Annotated in this window: 17 protein-coding genes; 11 read left to right on the forward strand and 6 right to left on the reverse strand. The window is 63.8% G+C overall.

Translation table 11 applies throughout. From position 1 onward, the window contains the following. Positions 1–72: 72 nt before the first annotated feature. Together hcp and VSR68_RS09580 are read left to right on the forward strand one after the other, a co-directional pair. Complete coding sequence (gene hcp, locus VSR68_RS09575; RefSeq protein ID WP_342939603.1) at positions 73–1,740, forward strand: hydroxylamine reductase; 1,668 nt, start codon at positions 73–75, stop codon at positions 1,738–1,740. A gap of 53 nt (positions 1,741–1,793) precedes the next feature. Next, on the forward strand, positions 1,794–2,831 hold the full coding sequence (locus tag VSR68_RS09580; RefSeq protein ID WP_342939604.1) for a 2Fe-2S iron-sulfur cluster binding domain-containing protein: 1,038 nt from the start codon (positions 1,794–1,796) through the stop codon (positions 2,829–2,831). Between the two features lie 43 nt (positions 2,832–2,874). Here the strand turns inward: VSR68_RS09580 and VSR68_RS09585 are convergent, their stop codons facing one another. Further along, the gene (locus tag VSR68_RS09585; protein WP_342939605.1) at positions 2,875–3,600 is read right to left on the reverse strand and encodes a GntR family transcriptional regulator; all 726 of its coding nucleotides are present in this window, start codon (positions 3,598–3,600) and stop codon (positions 2,875–2,877) included. 288 nt (positions 3,601–3,888) lie between these two features. On the opposite strand from VSR68_RS09585, the gene VSR68_RS09590 reads away from it, so the two are divergent. Genes VSR68_RS09590 through VSR68_RS09600 form a run of 3 tightly spaced genes read left to right on the forward strand, consistent with a single transcriptional unit; the run spans position 3,889 to position 7,837 of the window. Then, positions 3,889–5,232: a cation:dicarboxylate symporter family transporter gene (locus VSR68_RS09590; RefSeq protein WP_342939606.1), complete on the forward strand. Its 1,344-nt coding sequence runs from the start codon at positions 3,889–3,891 to the stop codon at positions 5,230–5,232. Between the two features lie 24 nt (positions 5,233–5,256). Further along, complete coding sequence (locus tag VSR68_RS09595; RefSeq protein WP_342939607.1) at positions 5,257–6,423, forward strand: mandelate racemase/muconate lactonizing enzyme family protein; 1,167 nt, start codon at positions 5,257–5,259, stop codon at positions 6,421–6,423. A 43-nt stretch (positions 6,424–6,466) separates the two neighbouring features. Then, positions 6,467–7,837 (forward strand): adenylosuccinate lyase family protein, encoded by a 1,371-nt coding sequence (locus tag VSR68_RS09600; RefSeq protein WP_342939608.1) that lies wholly within the window; start codon positions 6,467–6,469, stop codon positions 7,835–7,837. Between the two features lie 16 nt (positions 7,838–7,853). On the opposite strand, the gene VSR68_RS09605 is transcribed toward VSR68_RS09600, so the two are convergent. Then, positions 7,854–8,918, reverse strand: coding sequence for a LacI family DNA-binding transcriptional regulator (locus VSR68_RS09605; RefSeq protein ID WP_342939609.1), 1,065 nt, complete (start codon positions 8,916–8,918; stop codon positions 7,854–7,856). A 195-nt stretch (positions 8,919–9,113) separates the two neighbouring features. Here VSR68_RS09605 and VSR68_RS09610 point away from each other — a divergent pair, with 195 nt between their 5' ends. Together VSR68_RS09610 and VSR68_RS09615 are read left to right on the forward strand one after the other, a co-directional pair. Then, positions 9,114–10,478 (forward strand): MFS transporter, encoded by a 1,365-nt coding sequence (locus tag VSR68_RS09610; RefSeq protein ID WP_342939610.1) that lies wholly within the window; start codon positions 9,114–9,116, stop codon positions 10,476–10,478. A 94-nt stretch (positions 10,479–10,572) separates the two neighbouring features. Continuing rightward, positions 10,573–11,736, forward strand: coding sequence for a mandelate racemase/muconate lactonizing enzyme family protein (locus VSR68_RS09615; RefSeq protein WP_342939611.1), 1,164 nt, complete (start codon positions 10,573–10,575; stop codon positions 11,734–11,736). A gap of 49 nt (positions 11,737–11,785) precedes the next feature. Here the strand turns inward: VSR68_RS09615 and VSR68_RS09620 are convergent, their stop codons facing one another. Further along, positions 11,786–12,577, reverse strand: a complete 792-nt coding sequence (locus VSR68_RS09620) for a phytanoyl-CoA dioxygenase family protein (RefSeq protein ID WP_342939612.1) — start codon at positions 12,575–12,577, stop codon at positions 11,786–11,788. 56 nt (positions 12,578–12,633) lie between these two features. Beyond that, positions 12,634–14,982: a PAS domain S-box protein gene (locus VSR68_RS09625; protein ID WP_342939856.1), complete on the reverse strand. Its 2,349-nt coding sequence runs from the start codon at positions 14,980–14,982 to the stop codon at positions 12,634–12,636. 496 nt (positions 14,983–15,478) lie between these two features. On the opposite strand from VSR68_RS09625, the gene VSR68_RS09630 reads away from it, so the two are divergent. Next, positions 15,479–16,096, forward strand: coding sequence for a hypothetical protein (locus VSR68_RS09630; RefSeq protein ID WP_342939613.1), 618 nt, complete (start codon positions 15,479–15,481; stop codon positions 16,094–16,096). 22 nt (positions 16,097–16,118) lie between these two features. On the opposite strand, the gene VSR68_RS09635 is transcribed toward VSR68_RS09630, so the two are convergent. Further along, positions 16,119–16,487 (reverse strand): hypothetical protein, encoded by a 369-nt coding sequence (locus VSR68_RS09635; RefSeq protein WP_342939614.1) that lies wholly within the window; start codon positions 16,485–16,487, stop codon positions 16,119–16,121. A 198-nt stretch (positions 16,488–16,685) separates the two neighbouring features. On the opposite strand from VSR68_RS09635, the gene VSR68_RS09640 reads away from it, so the two are divergent. After that, positions 16,686–17,243: a hemerythrin domain-containing protein gene (locus VSR68_RS09640; protein WP_342939615.1), complete on the forward strand. Its 558-nt coding sequence runs from the start codon at positions 16,686–16,688 to the stop codon at positions 17,241–17,243. Positions 17,244–17,333: 90 nt separating this feature from the next. Here the strand turns inward: VSR68_RS09640 and VSR68_RS09645 are convergent, their stop codons facing one another. Next, positions 17,334–17,924, reverse strand: coding sequence for a hemerythrin domain-containing protein (locus VSR68_RS09645; protein ID WP_342939616.1), 591 nt, complete (start codon positions 17,922–17,924; stop codon positions 17,334–17,336). 155 nt (positions 17,925–18,079) lie between these two features. Between VSR68_RS09645 and VSR68_RS09650 the strand changes: the two genes are divergently transcribed. Both VSR68_RS09650 and VSR68_RS09655 read left to right on the forward strand, forming a co-directional pair. Then, entirely contained in the window at positions 18,080–20,383 is a 2,304-nt protein-coding gene (locus VSR68_RS09650) for an FdhF/YdeP family oxidoreductase (protein WP_342939617.1), read from the forward strand. A 598-nt stretch (positions 20,384–20,981) separates the two neighbouring features. Continuing rightward, entirely contained in the window at positions 20,982–25,157 is a 4,176-nt protein-coding gene (locus tag VSR68_RS09655) for a CheR family methyltransferase (protein ID WP_342939618.1), read from the forward strand. The last annotated feature ends 21 nt before the right edge of the window (positions 25,158–25,178 follow it).

Consider the following 25,178-nt stretch of genomic DNA (forward strand, 5'->3'; position numbering starts at 1 on the left):
ATACTTATATGATGCATCTTAATGCAGTGCGATAGCACGCCTTATCAACGCCTCAACGAGAACGGAGAAACTGTGTTTTGCTACCAATGTGAACAAACGGACCGCACGGGTGTCCAGCCCGGCTGTGCATCTTCAAAGGGCAATTGCGGCAAGGACGCAACGACGGCTGACCTGCAGGATCTGCTGGTGCATGCAGTCAAGGGCCTCGCGCAATACAACACGCTTGCGCGCGCAACGGGGCACGCGAATCGCGAAGCGGACAGGTTCGCTCTCTACGCGATGTTCACGACGCTGACGAACGTCAATTTCAACGCGAGCCGCTTCGTCGCGATGCTGAAGGAAGCCGCACAGCTTCGCGACCGTGTCCGGTCGGCGTATGAAGATGCAGCGAAGGCCGCGGGCGAAGCCGTCCAGCAGCCTGCCGGCCCGGCCGCATGGCAACCGGCTGGCGATCTTGCCGGTCTGCTTGCGCAGGCACAGACGGTCGGCATCAATGCGGGGATCGAGACGGTGGGCGCGGATGTCATCGGACTTCGCGCATTGGTGATCTATGGCCTCAAGGGCGTGTGCGCGTACGCGCATCACGCGCAGATGCTCGGCAAGGAGAGCGACGAAGTCTACGCGGGCGTCGAAGCGGCGCTTGTGTTCCTCGCCAGCGAGCCGAGCGACGTCGACGCGTTGCTCGCGCAAGCGCTCAAGCTCGGCAGCCTGAATCTCAAGGTGATGGAGCTGCTCGACGACGCCAACACCAGCCGCTTCGGCGCGCAACAGCCGACCGCCGTGCGCGTCACGCCTGTGGCGGGCAAGGCCATTCTCGTGTCGGGACACGACTTCGGCGATCTGCAAGCGCTACTCGAGCAGACGGAAGGCACGGGCATCCAGATCTACACGCATGGCGAAATGCTGCCGGCCCACGCGTATCCGAAGCTCAAGGCGTATCCGCATCTCGCCGGCAACTTCGGCGGCGCGTGGCAGGACCAGCAGTCGGACTTCGCGAATTTCCCCGGCCCGATCCTGATGACGTCCAATTGCCTCATCGAACCGCGGCCGCAGTATCGCCAGCGCATTTTCACGACCGGACCGGTGGGCTGGGCAGGGCTGCGGCATCTGGAGCATCACGACTTTTCGGTGCTGATCCAGGCGGCGAAGGCACTGCCGGGGTTCCAGGAGACGGCTCCTGAAAAGACGATCACCGTGGGCTTCGGACGACATGCTGTCCTCGGTGTCGCCGACAAGGTGATCGACGCGGTGAAAGCGGGCGCGATCCAGCACTTCTTCCTGATCGGCGGCTGTGACGGCGCCGCGCCTGGCCGCAACTACTACACGCAGTTCGCCGAGCAGGCGCCGAACGACACGGTCGTGATGACGCTCGGTTGCAACAAGTATCGTTTCAACCAGCACGAGTTCGGCGACATCGGCGGCATTCCGCGTCTGCTCGATCTCGGGCAGTGCAACGACGCGTATTCGGCGATCCGCATCGCGATGGCGCTTGCCGATGCATTCGAGTGCGGTGTCAACGATCTGCCGCTGTCGCTGATCGTGTCGTGGTTCGAGCAGAAGGCGGCCGCCGTGCTGCTGACGCTGCTCGCGCTCGGCATCAAGAACATCCGCCTCGGGCCGACGCTGCCTGCCTTCCTGACGCCGAACATCCTCACGATCCTGGTCGAGCAGTTCGGTATTCAGCCGATCGGCGACGCCACTTCGGATCTCGCCGCCGCGCTTGCCCGCAAGGCAGCCTGAGTCCCCTACGCCAGGCGTCGTCAGGCGCCTGGTTTTTCCTTGCGCAGAATTTCATGACATTCCAAATCCAGCTCACGACACGCGATGAGCAGCAGCTGAGTTTCGACTGCGCGCCTGATCAGGATCTGCTCACGGCCGCGGCGCAAGCCAATATCATGCTGCCTTCGCAATGCAGAAAGGGCAGTTGTGGCGCGTGCCATGCGTCCGTCACGCACGGCGATTATCAGATGGGCGAACACAACGCCGATGCGCTTTCGGCGGGTCAATCGACGGCGATCCTGATGTGCAGGACCACGCCGTGCAGCGATCTGCGTATCAACGTTCCCTACGACCACACGAAAGTGCTGCGTCACGCGGTGCCGCGCCGTTCGACGACGATCGTGGGTCTCGAAACGATCGCGCAGAACACGGTGCGCCTGGAACTCGCAATTTCTCCCGACGCCGACGGCGGCAATGCCGCCGAGTTCGAACCCGGGCAGTTCATGGAAATCGAAATTCCGGGCACTGACGAGCGGCGCCCTTATTCGCTTGCGAACACAAGCAACTGGGACGGACGGCTCGAATTCCTGATCAGGTTGCAGCCGAACGGCCGCTTCTCGACTTATCTGCGCGAGCGCGCGGAGGTGGGTCAGCAGTTAGTGGTCCGCGGGCCGATGGGCGGCTTCGGCATTCGCGAGGGCAGCATTCGGGCGCGCTGGTTCGTCGCCGGCGGCACGGGCGTGGCGCCGATGTTGTCGATGCTGCGCCGCATGGCCGACTTTCAGGACATGCAGGACGCGCGGCTCTTTTTTGGCGTGAATCAGGAAAACGAACTGTTCCTGAAAGACGAGCTGGACGAGCTGAAGGCGCAGTTGCCGCAACTCGAAGTCGATCTGTGCGTCTGGAAGCCCGAAGAGGACTGGGACGGCTTCAGCGGCACACCGGCCGATGCGTTGTCCGCTGCGCTGGTGAATACGGCCTCTCAGCCGGATATCTACGTCTGCGGACCCGCCGCGCTGATTCGTGCCGCCGAAAAGATTGCAATCGATTCGGGCTTGCCGTCCGATCAATTCGAAAGCGAGCGGTTTGTTTCCAGTTCCGGCGCGGTGTGATGAGCTTGCTGCAAGCTGTCTGCTGATGGTCGCCCCGCCATCCTCACCCCTGCCTCGTAAGCTCCAGCGCGTACGAATATCGATCGGCGGGAAACACGCTCACGGTGGCCTCGAACACGAGGCCACGCGCATCGAAGTAGCGCCTGACGATCTCCAGCGCGTGAGAGTCGGGCTCCACACCGAGCGGTTCGGCGACATTCGCGGGCACGCCGACCGCCCTGATCTCCTGACGCACGTTCTGCACCGACCGGCCGAAGCGCCGCTCGACCATCTCGCATATCAGCCCAGTGCTGTTGCGCAGCTCGCGCTTGATGCCCGTGCCCAGCGCCGCTTCCAGATAGACGTCGGTCCAGCATAGCGGCGCGTCCGGCTTGGACGGGTCGACGCGCAGCATTTCGACGCGCAGCAAGCGGGTTCCCGTCTCGACGCCGAGCTTGAGCGCAAGCGAAGGACTCGCCGACAGTTCCGCGATCGAGCGGACATGGCGCTCGGTAATCGCGGCGAACTGAACGAGATCGTCGACGCTCGACATGCTCTGCGTAAAGGCCACCTTCGGCTTCGTCGCCTCGACGCGGATGCCGGCGCGCTTGCGCCGCGAAATCAGTCCGAGTTCCTGGACCCGCTCCAGTGCCGAGCGAACCGTCGCGCGGCTGACGCCGTACTGTTCCGACAAGTCGACCTCGCTCGGAAGCGATGCGCCGACTTCGAACTTTCCTTGTCCGATTGCCTCGATCAGTTGCTCGGCCAGTTCCGCGTATCGGGGTTTCATGCGTGTGGTCTCTTGCCTCAGGCAATCTCGTTTTCGGGCTACGGCGCGATTGTATCGCGCGCGCGACGCGTCGATGCCCATCGACAGAATACGGCGGCATCGAGCGGCTGGCAGCCGTCGTTAGTCCGGGGTTGACGCCGGGAACGCGTTCTTATAAAGTCCGTACATATTAATAAGTTCGGACTTTACGGCGCGCCGCGCCATGTCGGCAAACGTGAGCCGACGGATCAGCCGACAAGCAAGCAGACAATTCAGCCGACAGGTTCGCGGTCAAATGTGGAGACAGGAATGACCCAGCAGAGCGAAATTGCAGGAAGCCCAACAGTGGAGCGTCACGCTTCCGCGAAACGCAAGCCACCCATTTATCTGAGGCTCGGATTTCAGATCGTGGCCGGAATCGTTTTGGGGCTTGCGCTCGGGTTCATTGCGCCGAAGATTGCCGTCGACATGAAGATCCTCGGCGATATCTTCCTGCGGCTCATCAAGATGGTGGTCGCGCCGCTGGTGTTCCTGAACGTGGTGCTCGGCATCGCGGCTGCTGGCGATCTGAAGAACGTCGGGCGCATCGGCCTGCGGGCGCTCGTCTATTTCGAAGTGGTGTCGACGATTGCGCTCGCTATCACGATGGTCATCGCGAACTTCTCGGGCGTCGGCACGGGGATGCATCTCGCGCAGAACGCGCAGGAGGCGGCCGCGGCGCATGCGCAGTACAGCAAGGGCGCATCGACCACGCTCGAGCACTTCCTGTTGACGATCTTCCCCGACAACTTCATCGGCGCTTTTGCAAACGGCTCGCTGCTTCAGGTGCTGGTCATTTCGATCGGCATCGGCGCCGCGTTGCTGATGCTCGGCGATCAACAGCGCGCGAGCGTCGAGGGCGCGCTGAACCGGATGTCGGATCTGTTCTTCAAGTTCGTCGACGTCATCATGAAGTTCGCGCCGCTCGGCGCATTCGGATCGATTGCGTTTGCGATCGGCAGCAGCGGAATGAACGCGGTGATCTCGCTCGGTTATTTGCTGCTGGTGCTGTATCTGTCGCTGGCGTTCTTCGTGGTCGTCGTTCTCGGCATCGTGCTTCGGCTGTACGGCTTCAATATCTTCAGATTCCTGCGCTATTTCAAGGACGAAATCTTCCTGCTGTTCGCCACGGCTTCTTCCGAAAGCGCGCTGCCGCGATTCTTCGACAAGCTCGAGCGTCTGGGCTGCTCGCGACAAGCGACGGGTCTCGTGCTGCCGACGGGCTATGCATTCAACCTCGACGGCACTTCCGTCTACATGCCGCTGTGCGTGATGTTTCTCGCCAACGCTTACGGCATTCCGCTCGACCTGCATCAGCAGCTTGGCCTGCTCGTGCTGATGCTGCTGACGTCGAAAGGCGCAGCGACGGTTTCGGGCGGCACCTTCATCGTGTTCGCGGCCACTGTCACGGCGTCCGGTCTGCTGCCCGTCGAAGGTCTGCCGCTTCTGTTCGGCATCAACCGATTCACGTCACAGGCCGTCTGCATCTGCAACGCGATGGGCAACAGCGTCGCCACGCTCGTCATCGCGAAGTCGACGGGCGAGTTCGATCCGAACGCCGCGCGCAACGAATACCAGCGTGTGTTCGGCACGCCCATCGGCAAAGTCATCTAAGTGTTGAATCAACGGAGAGAAGGGATGCGTATTACCGCGATCAGAGAAGTGTCGGTCCCGATGGAGGGGAACGTCGCCAATGCTTACGTGAACTTTTCCGAGCACACGATTTCTCTCGTCGCGCTTCAGACGGATGTGATTCGCAATGGCAAGCCCGTCATCGGCTATGCGTTCGATTCGATCGGTCGATATGCGCAAGGCGGCATCTTGCGCGACCGCATGATGCCGCGCCTCGAAGCCGCCGCGCCTGAATCGCTTCTCGATGCATCGGGCCGATTCTTCGATGCGTCCAAGGTGCTCCAGACCATCATGCGTAACGAGAAGCCCGGTGGTCACGGCGATCGGGCGGCCGCTGCCGCCGCCATCGAGCTTGCCGTGTGGGACCTGAACGCAAAGCTCGCCGACGAACCGGCGCACGTGACCATCGCCCGTCACTTTGGGCGCGCGGGCAAGAGCGACGGCGTCACCGTCTATGCAGCGGGCGGCTATTACTACCCCGGCGAGAGCGTCAAGCGCTTGCAGGACGAAATGCGCGCGTATCGCGAGATGGGCTATGCGGCCTTCAAGATGAAGATCGGCGGCGCGGCGCTGAAGGACGACCTCAGCCGGATCGAAGCCGTGCTCGCGGTGGCGGGAGACGGCCAGCGCGTTGCCGTCGATGCGAATGGCCGCTTCGATCTGCAAACGGCGCTCGACTACGCGAAGGCCATCGCGCCGTACAACCTGCGCTGGTACGAAGAGATCGGCGATCCGCTCGACTACGATCTGAACCGGCAAGTCGCGGAGGCCTATCCCGGCCGGATCGCGACGGGCGAGAACCTGTTCTCGGTTCAGGACGTGAACAATCTGACGCTGTTCGGCGGCATGCGCGCCGGGCTCGACATCTTCCAGATGGACCCGGGGCTCTCATACGGGCTCACCGAGTTCGCGAAGATGATCGATGTGATGGAGAAGCGCGGCTTTAGCCGACGCGAACTGCATCCGCACGGCGGCCATCTGATCAATCTGCACATCGCGGCGGGGCTCGAACTCGGCGGCTGCGAAGCGTACCCGGGCGTGTTCCAGCCGTTCGGCGGCTATCCGGATCGCTGCGGGGTCGGCGGCGGCGTCGTGCGCCCGACGGATGCGCCGGGCTTCGGGCTCGAAGAAAAAGACGGTCTTCGTCCGTGGCTTGCGCGTCTTGCCGACTAGGAACCGTCCGTTGGAACACTCTCGCAGCAAGGTCCAGACCGCCATGAATACCCGCAACATTCCCTTTTCGAGCACTGTCGTCGATTCGATCCTTTTCCGCGACGCGTTCGGCACCGCGAAGATGCGCGCGCTCTTTTCCGATCACGCGCTCATCCAGCGCTATATCGATGTCGAAGTGGCACTCGCGAAAGCCGAAGCGCAAGCCGGCGTGATTCCCGCCGATGCCGCCGAAGTGATCGCGCGCGAATCGCAGATCGAACGCATCGACTTCGATCACATGCGCGAGGAGACGGACATCGTCGGCTATCCGATCCTGCCGCTCGTGCATCAGCTGGTCGCGATGTGCGGCGACGCGGGACGTTACGTGCATTGGGGCGCGACGACGCAAGACATCATGGATACGGCCGTCGCGCTCCAGGTACGCGACGCGCTCGATTCGATCGACGCCGATATCCGCGAGCTGCGCGGCACCCTGGCCGGTCTTGCGAAGAAGCATCGCGATACGCCGATGGCGGGCCGCACGCATTTGCAGCAGGCGCTGCCCGTCACGTTCGGCTACAAGGCCGCGATCTGGCTCGCGATGTTCGACCGGCATCAGCAGCGCATCGCGGAGTTGCGCACGCGCGTGGCCGTCGTCGAATTCGCGGGCGCGGCGGGCACGCTGGCATCGCTCGGCGACAAGGGCTTCGACGTGCAGACGGCGCTCGCCGCCGAACTGAAACTCGGTGTGCCTGCAACGACGTGGCACGTCGCGCGCGACGGCTTTGCCGAGGCCGTCAACCTGCTCGCGCTCGTGACAGGTTCGCTCGGCAAGATCGCGATCGACATCATGATCATGGCGTCGAACGAATTCGGCGAAGTGTACGAACCCTTCGTCAAGGGACGCGGCGCGAGCAGCACGATGCCGCAAAAGCGCAATCCCATTTCGAGCGAGCTGATGCTCGCCGCCGCGAAAGCCGTGCGGCAACACGCGGGCCTGATGGTCGACGCGATGATCCAGGACTTCGAACGCGCGACGGGTCCGTGGCACGCCGAGTGGATCGCGATTCCTGAGAGCTTCATTCTCACGTCGGGCGCGCTGCATCAGGCGAAGTTCGCGCTCGGCGGACTGATCGTCGATAGCGAGCGCATGAAGCACAACCTCGGGATCAGCAAGGGACTCATCGTCGCCGAGGCCGTGATGATGGAAATGGCGCCGCACACGGGACGCCAGCAGGCGCACGACATCGTCTACGACGCATGCCGCGCCGTGAACGAGCAGGGCGGCACGCTGGCCGATGCGCTGGCCGCGCTGCCCGAGGTCACGCGCCATTTCGATCGCGCTGCAATTGATCGGATGACCGATCCTTCGAACTATCTGGGCCTCGCGCCGAGGATGGTCGATCGGGCCATCGCGCTGTCGGGTGAGATCTGAGGGGCGGGACCGTGCGCTACGCGCGTTGCAGCTTTTTGGCGGCGGTCGCGCGAGCGGCGGCGCCGCAGCTTGGCCGTGGCGCGAACCATGTCGGAAGGCTCACTGTCTCCGGCTCGCCCGGCGCCTCGATCTGCGCCAGCAGTATCTGCGCGGCGCGCGCGCCAAGCAGCGCAGCGTCGCGCATCACAGTCGCGATGGCCGGCTGATGGAAACGGCAAAGGGGAACGTCGTCGCAACTGACCAGCGACAGATCGGTTCCGAGTTGCAGGCCGCGTCTGTGGACCACCTCCAGCGCGCCTTCGAGCAACTGATTGCCGCCGAGCACGATGGCGCTCGGCGGCCGCTTCGCATCGAGCATTTCTTCGAGCGCGGCCTTGCCATGTTCGGGCGACAGCGTGCCGCGATGCACGATCAGATCGCGCTTGACGCCGTATGTGTCGAACGCCGATTCCATCGCGCGAATCCTCTCTCGCGTCGGGCGCACGTCGCGGCCGACGACGAGGCCGATCCGCCGATGCCCGCTCGCGAGCAGATAACGCGCGGCGTCGCCGACGCCCTGATAGTGGTCCGACAGCACGTAATGCGCGGGGATGTCCGCAGGCAACTCGCGGTCGATCAGCGCGATGGGCGCCTTCGTCGCGCGTAACGCCGCGAGTGTCGCGGGATCGTCTTCGAGCGCGGGCAGCACGATGAGGCCGTCGACCTGCCGCTGCATCAGCACTTCGATACGCTCGGCATCCACGCTCGGCACGCCGCCCGAGTTGGTCAACAGGACGGAGAAACCGGCCACGCTCAGCACGCTCTCCGCGCCGCCCACGATCGATGCGATCAGCGGATTCGTGATGTCCGATCCGACGAAGCCGATCGAGCGAGTCGCCTTTCTGCGCAATCCTTGCGCCAGCGCGTTCGGCGTGTAGCCGAGCGTCCGCGCAGCGTCCAGCACGCGCTGCGTCAGCTGCGGACTCGACCCCGGCTGACCGGACAGCACGCGCGACACCGACGCGATGCCCACGCCGGCCAACGCCGCCACCGCCTTGATTCCAGGCCGCGCCTTCGGATGGCCTGGCAGGTTGTCACTCATCGACTGTTCTCCTCTTGACACGACAGTCTACAACGACTATCGTCTGGAAACGTTTCCGGGAAACGTTTCCAGACCCCGGAGCGAGGAGAGACCAGGAGAGGGAAGCCGCGAGCAGTGAGCGAAGGGCGGCGTCCATCATGGAGCGAGACGGCGCGCGGCGCACACGGGCAGCGCGCAAAGACAAAGAGGTGATACGTGGAAAGCGCAGCACGTATGACGCCGGAAATCCGGCGGGCGGTTCGCAACGCAACCCTGAGCGCGATCGTGGGCACGGCGATGGAGTGGTACGACTACTACCTGTACGCCACGGCCGCGGCGACGCTATTCAACCATCTGTTTTTCCCCAAGTACGACCACCTGACGGGCACGCTGCTCGCGTATGCGAGCTTCGCGATCGGCTTTATCGTGCGGCCTGCGGGCAGCGTCATCTTCGGGCGCCTGGGCGACCGCATCGGACGCAAGGCCGTATTGATCATCACGCTGCTGCTGATGGGCGGCTCGACCACGCTGATGGGCCTGTTGCCGACGTATGCGGCCGTCGGCGTATGGGCGCCGCTGCTGCTGTGCGTGCTGCGCGCGGCGCAAGGTCTCGGCTCGGGCGCCGAGTACGCGGGCGCGGTGCTGATGGTGATCGAGTACGCGCCCGCGAAGCGGCGCGGCCTGTACGGCTCGCTGCCTTATACGGGCGTCGCGCTCGGCCTGCTGATGTCGCTCGCGACTTTCCACATTTCGTCGTCGATGTCGAAAGGCAGCTTCGAGGCATGGGGCTGGCGCATTCCGTTCCTGCTCAGCGCAGTGGTCGTGGCGATGGGTCTGCTGCTGCGCAGCCGGCTCAAGGAAACGCCCGTATTCGAGGAACTGCGCCGTAACAAGGCGGTGGTGCGCGCGCCGATCACGGAAGTGCTGCGGACCTCTTTGCGGCCGATGCTGTGCGCGTGGGGCGCGCGTCTCGGTGACAACTCGCTCGCGTACATCTACGAATCGTTCGTGATCGTCTATGTGACGCAACAACTGCACATGTCGCGCGACACGATCGTGACCGCGCTGATGTGGAGCACCGCCGCGCAATTCATCACGGTGCCGCTATTCGGCTGGATCTCTGACCTCGTCGGCAGAAAGCCCATTTATATGGGCGGCGCGCTGCTCTCGGGCATCGCCATTTTCCCGTTCTTCTCGATGTTGCAGACGGGCGAACTCGTGTGGATCTATACGGGGCTCTTCCTCGTGTCGTCGATCGCCAAGACGATGATGACCTCGGCGCAAAGCCCGTGGCTCGCGGAGATGTTCCCGTCGCGCGTGCGCTACACGGGTTTCTCGCTGGCCCGCGAAGTGACCTCGCCGATCTCGGGCGGCATCGCGCCGATGATCGCCGTCGCGCTGCTGGCCGCCGGACAAGGCTCGCCGCATCTGGTCGCGTGGTACGTGGTGGCGCTCGGCGGCATTACGGCGGTGTCGGTGTTGCTCGGTCCTGAAACGCGGGGCCGCACGCTCGAAGGTCCCGCGAGAGAAGAAAGCACGGTGTCGGGTGGCCCGGTCGCCGTCTCGCACGATGCGCGCTGATCCACGCTGATCCGCACACACGTACAGCGTTTTTCGGATGTCAGAAGGTAATGAACACAAGCAATGAACACAAGCAATGAGCACAGGAGCAGAAATGAAGATCACCAAGGTTGAGCCGCTGCACGTCGGCCAGTTCATGTTCGTGCGCATCGATACGGACGAAGGCATCACGGGCTACGGCGAAGCCGGCATCTGGGGGCATATCGAAGCGGCGGGCACGGCGATCCAGCGCTTTGCCGAATATCTCGTCGGCAAGCGGGCCTTCGATATCGAGCATCACTGGAACGTGATGCATCGCTTCAGCTACTTCCAGGGGCTGGCGATCAACGCGGCGATCTCGGCCATCGACATCGCGTTGTGGGACATCAAGGGCAAGGCGCTCAACGTGCCGATCTACGAACTGCTCGGCGGCCCGGCGCGCAAAAAGGCCCGCATTTACGGGCACATCTACGAAAGCACGATCGAAAAAGTGCTGGAGGAATGTCAGCGCAAGATGGAGGCGGGGTTCAACGCGTTCGGCCATATCAACCCGTTCCTCGACGAAGGCAACGACAAGGTCTACTTCAAGACCCATATCCGCAAGATGCGCGATGCAATCGAGAACGTGCACCGGATGCGCGAAGTGGTGGGCGACCGCGTCGATCTGCTGGTCGAACTGCATCGCCGTCTCACGCCTGCCGAAGCGGTGACGTTCACCAACGGCATCGAACAGGACACGCCGATGTTCGTCGAAGATCCGATCCGCCCCGAGAACGCGGACGCGATGGCGCGTGTCGCGGACCGGATCCGCGTGCCGATCGCGACGGGCGAACGTTTCTGCACGATCTATGAATTCCAGGCGCTGCTCGCGCGCAACGCGGTGGAATATGCGCGCGTGGATGTCGCCGTGTGCGGCGGCATCACGGGCGCGAAGAAAGTGGCGGCGATGGCCGAAGCGCATCACGTTCAGGTCGTGCCGCACAATCCGCTGTCGCCGATCGGTCTTGCTGCTTGTCTGCAAGTGGCCGCGGCCATTCCGAACTTCGCGATTCAGGAATACGCAACGGGCTTCGAGGCGGGCGTGTTCGAATCGACTGGCAAGCATCTGGGCAGCGATATCGTCGACAAGGTGCCGCTGCCGCGCGAAGGCTTCGTCGATATTCCGAGCGGACCAGGGCTCGGCATGGCGCTGCTGCCCGACGCGCAAAAAATCCGGCCGCCGCTCGTCAAGCCGATTTCGATGCGGCCGCACTTCGACGGCTTCGTCATCGACCAGTAAAGCGCTCGCGGACGATGCGCCGTTTGTAGCTTTGCAGGCGCATCGTCGGTCAATAGGCGAACTTCGTGTAGCTCTCGCCGGCGGCATTGCCGTCGGCACTGTCCACGCGCGGCATGTACCGGAGCAGTCGCCGGGCTCTGGCGCTCAGCGATCGATAGACGCTTTCGGGAACGTCGATGCGCACTTCGGGCCGGAAGTACCAGCTTCGGCTGTAGCCGATCACGATCATCGGCCGCGGGATCTGCGTCCGGTTGGGCGTGCCTCTGTGCAAGGCGCGCACGTCTCTGATCATCACGTCGCCGAGTTCCATCGTGATCGCCTGCAACGGCGCGTGTCCTTTCGCATACGCTTGCATCGCTTCATCGGCGTGCATCCGATGCGTGCCGATCGTCGTTTCGAATGGCCCGTTGTCGAGCGTCACGTCGCACAGCGGGAAGTTGACCGCCAGCTGGAACGACGGCGTTTCAGCAAAGCCGTCGAAGAGCGCCGGCGTGTCGCGGTGTATGTCCTGATAGTCGGAGCCGTGCAGCGGCGTATCGGAGGCAAGCTGGCACATGACCGGGTCGTCGCCCGCGACGCGCTCGACGATGCCCAGCACGTCGGGGTCCGCGAAAATCGTCTCGTCGGCGAAAGTGCCCGTGAAAGGCAGCGTGATGTAATGCCGGTTCTGCCCTCGGACGGCCGTCGCGTTCGACTGGATGCGTTCATCGAGCAGCGCGTCGAATGCCTCTTGCCATCGGCACAGCGTTTCCTTCGGAAAGTGCTGGCGCAAAATCACCATGCCGTCTCTGTCGAATTGCTGCGCGAGCGAATCGATTTCCGTAGTCGTATAACGGCTCATTCGATGTCTCCTGCGATGTCATTGTCGACGCAACAGGCCACGGGCCGGTCCGCGCGTCAGTCGCTGAAGCCCTGCAATACGGCGCCGAGTTCTTCGAGCGTGAATGGCTTGCGCAGCGCGGCCCAGCGAAACGGCAACGCTGGCACAGCCGGCATCTCGTAGCCCGACGAAAACACGAGGCGTATCGACGGCTGAATCTCAGCCGCCTGCCTGGCGAGTTCGATGCCATCGATGCCCGGCATCCTGAGATCCGTGATCATCACGTCAAACGGCTCTTCGCGCAGCCAGCCGAGCGCTTCTTCAGGCGACGTGGTGAATTTCGGCGCGTGGCCGAGCAGGCTGATCAGTTCGTTGATCGCTTCCGACAGATTCCCGTCGTCGTCGACGAGCAGGATGCGCAGCGTCTGCGCGCAATCGGCCCGCTCGATGACGGCACCGTTATTTGCGAGCGCGTCTTTCCCGCTGTCGAGCATCTGCCTGACTTTGTGCGCGAGCTGCTCGCGGCTATAGGGCTTGCTGAGCAGTTCGACACCCGGGTCGAGCCTGCCGCCGTGGACGATTGCGTTGTGCGTATAGCCCGATGTGAACAGTACCTTCAGACGCGGCAGCAGCATGGCGGCCTGTGCCGCCATGTCGGTGCTGCGAACGGGGCCGGGCATCACGACGTCGGAAAACAGCAGATCGACGTCCACGCCGCTTCGCAGCACGGTCAGCGCCTGTTGCGCATCGTCGGCCTTCAGCACGTGGTAGCCGAGTTCGGAGAGCGTGTCGATCGCGGTCGTCTGCACCTTCTGATCGTCCTCGACGACGAGGATCGTCTCCGTTCCTCCCCTCACGGGCGCGCGCGTTCGCGGCGGCGGCTCGATGGCCGGCTTCGCCGAGCGGGGCAGATAGATCTTGACCGTCGTGCCGTGGTCGATCTCGCTGTAGATCTTGATGTGGCCGTCGCTCTGCTTCACGAAGCCATACGCCATGCTCAGCCCGAGACCCGTGCCCTGGCCTTCGGGCTTGGTGGTGAAGAACGGATCGAATGCGCGCTCGACGACGTCTTGCCGCATGCCCGTTCCCGTATCCGTGACGGCCAGCATCACGTATTGTCCGGCAGCGACATCGGGCACGGTCGCGATGTATTCGTCGTCGAGCATTGCGTTCGACAGTTCCATCGTCAGCCTGCCGCCGTCGGGCATCGCGTCTCGCGCATTGATCGCGAGATTGAGGATCACGTTCTCGAGCTGATGGATGTCGACCAGCGTGTTCCACAATCCGCCCGCGACGACCGTCTCGACACGTATCGTTTCACCGAGCGCGCGCCGAAGCAGATCGTCCATGCCGCGAAGCGCCGCCGCCAGATTGATGACCACCGGCTGCAACGGTTGCTGGCGGCCGAACGCCAGCAGTTGCGACGCGAGCTTCGAGCCGCGGTCGACCGCGTCGATGGCCTTGCTGACCCGCTCGCGCGTCCACGAATCGCGGTGATGCCGGCTGTCGAGCAGTTCGAGATTGCCGCGCAATATCTGCAGCAGGTTGTTGAAATCGTGAGCGACGCCGCCCGTCAGCTTGCCCACGGCTTCCATCTTCTGGGCGCGAAACAATGCCGTGCGGGTCTCTTCGAGCTGCCGGCTGGCCTCCAGGCGTTCGGTGATGTCCCGCGTGATCTTCGCGAAACCGACGAGCGCGCCGTCTTCGCCCTTGATCGCGTCGATTACGACGTGTGCCCAGAAGCGCTTGCCATCCTTGCGCACGCGCCATCCCTCGGATTCGAAGCGTCCTTCCTCTGCGGCGGTCGACAGCCCGCGTTCCGGCAGTCCGGCTGCCACATCTTCGGGCGTGTAGAAACGGGAGAAGTGCGAGCCGATCACTTCTTCCGCGCTGAAGCCCTTGATTCGCCACGCGCCGGCGTTCCAGTTCGTGATCGTGCCGTCAGGCGACAGCATGAAGATCGCGTAGTCCGTGACGCCGTTGACGAGCATCCGGAAGCGCTGCTCGCTTTCGACGACGGCTTCGTGAGCGATTCGCTTGTCCGTCATGTCGCGCACGATTTTCGCAAAGCCGGCAATGCGGCCCTGTTCGTCTTTCAAGGCCGTGATCACGACGCTGGCCCAGAAGCGCGAGCCATCCCGCCGGATCCGCCAGCCTTCGGAATCGGAGCGTCCCGTGCGCCGCGCCGTTTCGAGGGCGGCCGCGGCGGCGCCTTGAGCACGCGCTTCCGGCGTATGGAACATGTCGAAATGCCGGCCGATGACTTCCTCGCGCGCGAAGCCGTGAATCTGCTCGCCGCCGACGTTCCACGTCCTGATCGTGCCGTCGCGTGACAGCCCGATCACTGCATAGTCGCGAACGGAGCTGACCCATCGCCGGCACCAGTCTTCCGGGAGCGAAAGATCGCCCTGGTCGTCGTCTTGCATCGTCGTCTCCCCGTTCTTCCGGTGGTTCATGTCGAGCGTCGCCAATGGCGAATCGAAATTTTCAGCACGTTTCATGCCTGAGCTTCGAGCTTCAGTTTGTTGCCCTTGAGACGATCTCGCCCGGCTCGAACCTGCCTATCGTAGCGGAGATGGCGCAGCCCGTCGTGCAGCGCTGGCCCGCCGGCCATGACGGCATCGTCGTGAGCCGTTGCGTCGGCGGATTTTTGCATTAGGATACAACTTGAGCATTGGCCTGCTTTTCGCTAACGAGGCCACACGGTAAGGCATTCGCCGGCTTGCGACAGAAATCCGTAATGTGCGTGAATAGTCGGCGCGGGGTTGTCGTCCGCTATTCGATGCGGGCGATTCCTGCCGGCATTCGTTCGCAAGCCTTCGATCCATGCCTGACCGATCGCTCACGACGTCAAAGGCTCTTAACAACGAAGTCGTTTCGTTTCGGCGACCCATGGATGCTGCGAACGCGGATGGCGATGCAGTGCACAAACAATTTGACGTAGCGCTCGCGCGTCTGGAGCAGGCTTTCGAGCGCGTGCAGCGTGTGGCCAGTTGCTATCCGGCCGATTCGCTAGCGGTCGTCGAGGCCCGGCAAGCGTACGAGCGGGCGAGGCTCGTCTGGCTGTCGGCCGAACTGGCCTTGCGCGGCAATGCGCTCTTGAACGCGCCGCGTTCGCGCGTGCCGCGCAGCAACGTCCTGGTCGTGGGCCGCTCCGATCAGGTCGTGCGATCCCTGGCCGTGCTGCTGAGGACACAAGGTTACGCGGCGGTGGGATGCAGCGTCGCCGAGCTTTACGGGGCGCTGCGCGAGTCCGCCTATGCGGCGGTTCTCGTGAGCGTCGATCGCGCGATGGCCCGCGACCGGGCGCTTCTCGACGCAATCACACATGCCGTTTTGCCGCTGCCCATCGTCGCGCTGATACGCGGCAGCCTGGCGAATTTGCAGCCCGTCGCGTTCGACCGCGTGGTGAGCGATCCGGCGGGCATCGCTCAGATAGCGATTGCACTCGATCAGGTCATCGCCGGCCACGTCGCCGTAGTCCCTCCTTTCACGATCGCGCCGCAAGGTGACGCAGGACTTGCAGTCGCGCAGCAGTGAACGCATCTGGCGGTGAACGCAGCTAGAAGCGGTGCGGCGCGTCGGTCGGGCCTGTCGACGGCGGCACGGGTTCGTCGAGCACCAGCACGACGGAAGGGCATCCTTCGAGCAGCGCGTGCGGATGTTCAGCCGCCACGGCCGTAAAGAGTCCATCGAGATACTCGAACATGAGCAGCGGTTTCAGCGCGGCGAGCGCGCTCTCGGGATCGGGCTGCGGCGGCGTCGTGATTCCGTCTATGTCCAGACGAACGACGCAGCGATCGCCGTCGCGAGTCATTGCGCCGATGCCGATCAGCTTGCCATCCGCGTTTTGCGCGAGTACCCGGTCATCGAGCGCGAACAGGCGGAACGGGCGCCGCGGCGAATGGGTGACTGCGTTTCGATCTGTCATGGCTTTATCCCCGGTTGAATGCCCCGGTTCGCGCAACGGCCGTTCCAGCCCGACCGCGCGCGAGCCGCGCGGCCTCACTGTGATTCGTTTGCCCGCGAGGTACGCCCATTGCTGATTCGACGCGACACATCACGCGTCGCAGCGGCCAATACACGCCGCCGCAATTCCTCACAGCAAACGCACTTCACGGAGCCAATCATGAATGAGGCCGCACACAAACCCGTTGCCGCGCCGACGGCGCACAGCCCCGGACGGGACGCGATCGAATTGCTGAAGAGCGATCATCGCGCCGTCGAAAAGCTATTCGATGCATTCGAAAAAGCACGCGACGACGATCTCGAAGCGAAGGGCACGCTCGCGCAGCGCGCATGCGAAGAGCTGACCGTACACTCGATCATCGAGGAAGAGATTCTGTACCCCGCTGCGCACAAGGCGCTCGGCAAACACGACGTGCTCGACGTGAACGAAGCCTATGTCGAGCACTATCTCGTGAAGACGCTCGTCGAAAAGTTCGATTCGCTGAAGCCCGGCGACGAAGGCTTCGACGCGTCGTTCAAGGTGATGTCCGAACTCGTTCGCCATCACATCGAGGAAGAAGAGTCGGCGCTGTTTCCGGAATTGCGTCAGCGCGGAATCGATCTCGTCGCACTCGGCGACAAGCTCGGCGCACGAAAGGCCGAACTCGTGAAGAAGCTCGAACAGGCGGGCAGCAAGCTCGTCGGCGACAGGTCGCTTTCGTTCGGCCGCTCGGCGTGAGCTTCGTGCATGCAGTCACGCGTCGCCGCGCGCAGCGTCGGCGCGCGCGGATGCCGCGCGTCTATCTGATAAGCGGCCCCTCAAGCACGCTCACGCATGCGACGCCCGCGCACGGTGATTGCCGCTGAACAGCTTGAGCATTCCGCATGCGACGACTGTTGCGAGCAACGCCGTTGCGACGGGGAACGTGCCCGCCGTATTGACGGCGATTTCGACGGGACGCTCGCCGAGCAACTGCATGCGCCTTTGCGTCATCTGTGCGCCCAGCGTTCTTAGCTCGTGTTTCAGCGAGCGTTCCGCTATCGGCAGCAATGTCGTTTCCTCATCGGCGACGTGATGCAAGGTCTCGCGGATCAGTTGCATGAAGAGCGCATCGTATGCAGCATTCTCCGGGCCCATGCCGCGCAACGTATCGATCACCTCGCGCATCGCATCGTGTTCGGCACGGCTGCTTTTCAGCGTGTCGTTGTCCGGATCGACGCGGGCCAGTGCGGGGTAGAAGATCTCTTCCTCCAGTTGCGCGTGAATCTCGAGTGCCGCGCAAACCGAATTGACGATCGCGCGCTTGCGCCACCACGCGGTTTCGTTCCGGTATCGATGAAACGCGGAAATCACGTGCGTATGGTCGAGACGGATCATCGTCGTGATCGTCGGGGACATGGAGCTGTTCGTGGTGGACATGGCATCAGGTATCGAAGGGATCAGGCAAAGCGTTGAGCATGTCCCGTTCCACTCAACCACGCCGATGAATTCGTGACGATGAATTCGATGGCCGCGCCGAAGGAACATCGATTGCTCGGGCATCACGTTGTGAGGTAATCGACGCGGAGCGACGAATGAGCAAGGAAACGAAGAACCCGGCCTACCCGTGGGCATCGGGCGGATGGGGTTCGCTGAAGTCCGTGGTGAGAATCCTGACGCAGGAAAAAGTCGCATTGAAAGACAGTGCGATCCTGCTGCGCCAGAACAAGCCGGATGGATACATGTGCGTCAGCTGCTCCTGGGCGAAGCCCGCGTCGCCGCATGCGTTCGAGTTCTGCGAGAGCGGCGCGAAAGCGACTGCATGGGACACGACGGCCAAGCGCGTCACGTCCGATTTTTTTCGCGCCTATACGGTTCGCGAACTGCTGACATGGCACGATCACGATCTCGAAGAAGCGGGGCGCCTGACGGAGCCGCTGCGCTACGACGCATCGACGGACCGCTATGTGCCCGTCAGCTGGGAACACGCATTCGAGGAAATCGGCCGCGAGCTGCGCGCGATCGATCCGGGCCGCGCGGTGTTCTATACATCGGGGCGCGCATCGCTCGAAACGTCGTACATGCTTCAGTTGTTCGCGCGGATGTACGGCACCAACAATCTCCCCGACAGCTCGAACATGTGTCACGAAAGCACGAGCGTCGGACTGAAAGAAGCAATCGGCGTGGGCGTGGGCACGATCTCGCTGGAGGACTTCGAAAAGACCGATCTGATGTTTTTCTTCGGGCAGAACACGGGGACCAACAGCCCGCGCATGCTGCATCAGCTCGAAGATGCGCGCAAGCGCGGCGTGCCCATCATCACGTTCAATCCGCTGAAAGAGCCGGGTCTCATCAGCTTCGCGAATCCGCAATCGCCCGGCAAAATGCTGACACCCGCCGAAACGCAGATCAGCACGCAATACCATCAGGTGAAGACGGGCGGCGATACGGCTGCGATTCTCGGCATCTGCAAGGCCGTGATCGACGCCGACGATCAGGCCGTTCGCGAAGGCCGTCCGCGCGTTCTCGACGTGAGCTTCATCGACGAGCATACGAAAGGCTTCGAAGCATTCGCGCATTACGCGCGCGAGACGAGCTGGGCCGACATCGAGCAGGTGAGCGGCCTGTCGCGCGATGCACTCGAAGCAGCCGCGACCGAATACGCGAAAGCGAACGCCGTGATGGTTCACTACGGCATGGGGCTCACGCAGCATCGGATGGGCGTGCAGAACGTGCGCATGCTGTGCAACCTGCTGTTCCTGCGCGGCAACATCGGCAAGCCCGGCGCGGGACCGTCGCCCGTGCGCGGCCATTCGAACGTGCAGGGACAACGCACGGTGGGCATCACCGAGAAGCCCGAGCTCGCGCCGCTCGACAAGCTGGCCAAGCAGTTCTCGTTCGAGCCGCCGCGAGAGAAAGGCATGAACATCGTCGAAGTGTTCGAGGCGATGGTGAAGGGCGACGTGCGCGCCGTCGTCAACCTGGGCGGCAATCTCGTGCGGTCGGTGCCCGATCGCGGCCAGACGGAACCCGCGTGGAGCCGTCTGCGCATGACCGTCAACATCGCGACGAAGCTCAATCGCAGTCATCTCGTGCACGGCGAGGTGTCGTACATCCTGCCGTGCCTGAGCCGCATCGAGATCGACCGGCAGGCGAGCGGCGAGCAGGCGGTATCGATGGAGGACAGCACGGCGTGCATCCACGGCTCGAAAGGCGTCATCGAGCCGGCGGGGCCGCACATCCGTTCCGAGCCGTTCATCATCGCGGGCATCGCGAAGGCGACGCTGCAGGAACGCTCGACCGTCGACTGGGATGCATGGCGCGACGATTACTCGCGCGTGCGCGCGGCCATTGCGGAGACGTATCCGGAAACCTTCTACGACTTCGATGCGCGCATGTGGACGCCCGGCGGCTTTCCGCGACCGATGCCCGCGCGCGAGCGCAAGTGGCAGACGAAGAGCGGCAAGGCCGAGTTCATGGTGACGGAGGCATTGGGCGAAGACCCGGACATGCCCGAGCGCGAGCCCGGCGCCTTGCGCCTGATGACGCTGCGCGCGGACAGCCAGTTCAACACGACGATCTACAACCACGACGATCGCTTTCGCGGCATCAAGGGAACGCGGATGGTGCTGCTGATGAATCGCGCCGACATGGCGCAGCGCGAGTTGCGCGAAGGCGATCGCGTGACGCTGGAGACCATCGCCGATGACGGGATCGAGCGCAAGGTGCAAGGACTGTCCGTCGTGCCATACGACATTCCGGCTGGCTGCATCGGCGGCTACTATCCCGAGTGCAATCCGCTGCTGCCTCTGTGGCACTACGCGAAGGAAAGCAAGGTGCCGGGCGCGAAGTCGATACCCGTCAGGGTGACGGCCGTCGAGCGGATGTCGGCCGCGTAGTGGCTGCGGCCTGACTGGCACGTGGCGCGGCGTGCCGCTCGCACCGCGCCACGCCGCGATGTTTTCAACGAACCGTGTAGCGTTTGCAAGCGGTCACAGCCGCTCAGGTCGCTCACAAGCGTTCGCAGCCGCGCGGCCAGAGAGCAGCGGCCTGCGGCCACAGCCGTGATGACCCGCTGGCTCCCGCCCGTTCCCGCTGCGCTTCGACGTGAGCGAATACAAGGAGCGTCGCTGGCGACGCTCCTTGCCGACGCTGTTCACCCATCGTCTTGCTGCGCTGCAACTACTCACCCCGGGCGCACAGCGCATCGGTACGACCAGCACGCGTTCCCGCTGCCCGTCGCCGCCTTTCCCCTTCCGTTGACTGCAAACGCATCGCACTTTGCGCACGTCGGTCGATTTGATCGACAATGATCGGTGGCCGTCACGAGAAATTTGTTATAAAGGCTCCGATTGCAGCCGCCGTTCGGCTCCCGGCTCGCGCCGCCGCCTTCCCGAATGGACGCGCATTTCCCAACATCCATCGGCGCGCTTGCGAACTGCCCGTCATCGACTGAACCGGGCACGCGCGGAATCCGAGTAAAGGGTAGGTTTCAGTATGAGCAAAAGCACATCGCAAAGCCCGGAAGCGAGCGGTTCCGGCACGGCCTCCTCGCACAGCACGCTGCCGTTTCCCGTCGTTGGGATAGGCGCGTCTGCGGGCGGCGTGCAGGCATTGATCCGGTTCTTCGAGAATGCGCCCGCCACGATGGACATGGCGTTCGTGATCATCCTGCATCTGTCGCCGGAGCACGCCAGTCACGCCGACGAGATCCTGCAACGCGCGACGCGCATGCCCGTCACGCAGGTCACGAGCACGACGGCCATCGAGAAGAACCACGTCTACGTGATCGCGCCCGGCAAGCAGCTATGGCTGTCCGAGGGATATCTGCGCGTCGGCGAGCGCGAAAAGCGCAGCCACGCGACGGTGACGATCGACGAGTTCTTCCGCACGCTCGCGGATGCGCACGACATGCACGCCGTCGGCATCGTGCTGTCGGGTACGGGCTCGGACGGTGCGGCTGGACTGAGCCGCGTGAAGGAAAGCGGCGGCGTGACGATCGCACAGGAGCCGAACGACGCCGAATACCCCGAAATGCCGAATCACGCGATCACGACGGGCCAGGTCGACATCGTGCTGCCCGTTGCAGAGATGCCGCAGCGGCTGCTCGAATTGTGGAACAACGCGCAGAAAATCCGCTTGCCGTTGCCCGACAACGCCGAGCTGGCGGCCGAGCAGACCGACGACCAGCCGCGCGGCGGATCGGAGCGCGCGCTGCAAGACATCCTGATGCATTTGCGCGTGCGCACGGGCCACGACTTCCGGCACTACAAGCGCGCGACCGTGCTGCGGCGCATCGAGCGGCGCATGCAGGTCAACGGCGTGCGCGACCTCGAAGCGTATCGCACGTTCCTGCGCAACACGCCCGAGGAAACGACGGCATTGCTCGCGGATATGCTGATCGGCGTGACGCAGTTCTTCCGCGATCGCGAGGCATTCGACGTGTTGCAGCGCGTGGTGATGCCGTCGCTGTTCCGCTCGGCGACGAGCGAAGCCCAGGTGCGCGTATGGGTGGCCGGCTGCTCGACGGGCGAGGAAGCGTACTCGATTGCGATCCTGCTTGCGCAGGCACGCGAAGCGGCGGGCTCGGCCGCCGCGATGCAGGTGTTCGCCACCGACATCGACGACTCCGCGATCGTGCGCGCGCGCACGGGCTCGTATCCGAGCACCATCGCGAGCGACGTGCCGGCCGAGCTTTTGCGGCGCTATTTCACGCAGGAAGGCGCGCGCTATCTGATCGTGAAGACGGTGCGCGAACGCATTCTGTTCGCCGCGCACAGCCTGTTGCGCGATCCGCCGTTCTCGCATCTCGATCTGATTTCGTGCCGCAACGTGCTCATCTATCTGGACCGCGCGGTGCAGCGGCAGATTCTGGAGCTGTTCCACTTCGCGCTGCGCCCTGACGGCTATCTGTTTCTCGGCACGGCGGAGTCGGCCGATGCCGCCGACGATCTTTTCGCGATCGTCGACAAGAAGAACCGCATCTACCGCGCAAAGCCGGCCGTCAATCGCGTGAAGCCGGCCGTCGGCTTTCCGTCGCTGTCGGTGACGACTTCGACGTTGCATGAGGAGGCGCCCGCGAGCGGCGCATCGGCGCCGCCCCCGAGCACGCCCGAGCGCCGCAACTTCTCGTTCTCGGCGCTGCATCAACGGGTGCTCGAAGAGTATGCGCCGCCGAGCGTGATCGTCGATCGCGACTCGACGATCGTGCATCTGTCCGACAACGTCGGGCGATTCCTGCGGCACGCGGGCGGCGAGCCGTCGACGAACATCATGGCCGTCGTCGTGCCCGAGCTTCGGCTCGACTTGCGCACGACGCTCTTTCGCGCGCTGCAAACGGGCGCGAGCGTCGAGGCGCGGCGTGTCAAGATGATGCGCGACGGCCGCCCGACGTGGATCAACATGACCGTGCGGCCGTTCCATGACACGGGCCTGAACGCGGACTTCTTCATCGTGCTGTTCGACGAAGTGCAGGAGCGGATGACCGACGAAGGCGAATCGGAGAACGAAGGCCAGGACCCCGTGCTCGTGCAGCTCGAACAGGAGCTGCAGCACAGCCGCGAACAGCTGGCGACCACCATCGAGCAGTATGAAACTTCCGTCGAGGAATTGAAGGCGTCGAACGAAGAGCTTCAGGCGATCAACGAAGAACTGCGTTCGGCGACGGAAGAACTCGAAAGCAGCAAGGAGGAATTGCAGTCGGTCAACGAAGAGCTGACGACCGTCAACGCCGAGTTGCAGGCGCGCGTCGAAGACACCGCGAAGGCCAACGACGATTTGCAGAACATCATCGTTTCGACCGACATCGCGACCGTGTTCGTCGACAAGAAGATCCAGGTGAAGCGCTTCACGCCGAGCGCAACGCGCATCTTCAAGCTGATCGATTCGGACATCGGGCGGTCGCTGTTCGACATCACGCATTCGCTCCAGCATCCGACGCTCGCGGAAGACGTCAAGGAAGCGTTCGAAAGCCTCAAGCTGATCGAGCGCGAAGTGCAAAGCCACGACGGCAAGTGGTATCTGATGCGCCTGCTGCCGTACCGCACGGCCGATGACCGGATCGACGGCGCGGTGCTGACGCTGATCGACATCACGAAGCGGCATGAGGCGGAAGAGCAGGCTCGCATCGGCGAACAGCGGCTGCGGCTCGTCGCGCAGTCGACCAACGACTACGCGATCATCGTGCAGGACCCGTCGGGACGCATCGTGAGCTGGAACGCGGGCGCCGAGCGGATTTTCGGCTACGGCGAGGCCGACGTGCTGGGCAAGGATATCGAACTGGTCTATCAGCCCGACGATCGCACGGCAAACGTGCCCGCGCACGAGCGCGAAACAGCCGCGAAGGACGGACGCGCGGACGACGAGCGCTGGCACGTGACGAAGGATCATCGCAGGGTCTATTGCAGCGGCGTCGTGACGCCGATCCGCGATGCGTCGTTTACCGGCTTTGCGAAGATCGCGCGCGACCTCACCGAGCGCAAGGAGCGCGAGGACGCGCAAGAGGCCGCGCTCGCGAGGGAACGCACCGAGCGCCAGAAAGAGTCGCTGTCGAATCAGTTGAAGGACGATTTCATCGCCGTGCTGTCGCACGAGCTGAAACATCCGCTGAACCTGATCGGCGTGAAGGCGGAAATGCTGCCGCGCCTGCCCGAGACGCGCGGCATCGAAGCCGTGCGCGAAACGGCGGACGCGATTCGCCGGGCGATGCGCAGCCAGGCGCAGATCATCGACGACCTGCTCGATTTCTCGCGCGTGAACACCGGCAAGCTCACGCTCGATCTCGGGCCCGTCGATCTGGCCGCCACGGTGAACGGCATCGTGCAGTCGTGCGAGGCGGACGCGGCCGAACGCGGCGTCGTCGTGTCCGCGACGGGCGTCGAGCAGCCCGCGATGGTGCTCGCCGATTCCGTCCGGTGCGAGCAGATCATATGGAATCTGGTGTCGAACGCGCTGAAGTTTTCGCGCGCAGGCGGCCGGATCGATCTGCGCCTGACGCGCGAACAGGGCATGATGCGCGTCGACGTCGCCGATACGGGCGAAGGCATCGAACAGTCTGAGCTGTCCTCCGTCTTCGACATGTTCCGCCAGGGCGCGCGCAGCCGCATGCGCGGAGGCCTCGGCATCGGCCTTGCGCTCGTCAGGCAGCTCGTCGACATGCATGGCGGACGCGTCGCCGCGCACTCGGACGGCCCAGGACGCGGCACGACGATGAGCGTCTGGCTTCCGGCGATGGACGAGACCCATGCGCCGCCGCGCGACGAGTCGTCGGCGCAATACACGATTGCGGGCGCGCGCGTGTTGATCGTCGAGGAGGATGCGGACTTCGTGTCGTCGTTGACGGCGTTGCTGGAACTGGAAAAGGCATCGGTGACGGCCGTGCCGGGCGAAGCGCAGGCATGGGACGCACTCGCCGACCGACCCGTCGACGTACTGATCGCGGACGTGCGCGCGTCGGCCGGCGACGCGTACGCTCTCGTGCGGAAGATCAAGGCCGATCCGCAACGCGCGCGCATCGGGACGGTCGCGATCATCGGACTCAACCGCGAGGCGGACAGGCAGGCGGCCATCGACGCGGGCTTCGACGCGCTGGTCGGCAAGCCTATCGACTTCCAGGAACTGCTGCAAAAACTGCATGCATTGCTGACCTCCACTGCGCCGGCCGCCGGTTCGTGATGGCGCAATAGCGGCGGGAGC

The sequence above is a fragment of the Paraburkholderia phymatum genome, from assembly GCF_038900715.1.
GTDB classification, from domain to species: Bacteria; Pseudomonadota; Gammaproteobacteria; order Burkholderiales; family Burkholderiaceae; genus Paraburkholderia; species Paraburkholderia phymatum_A.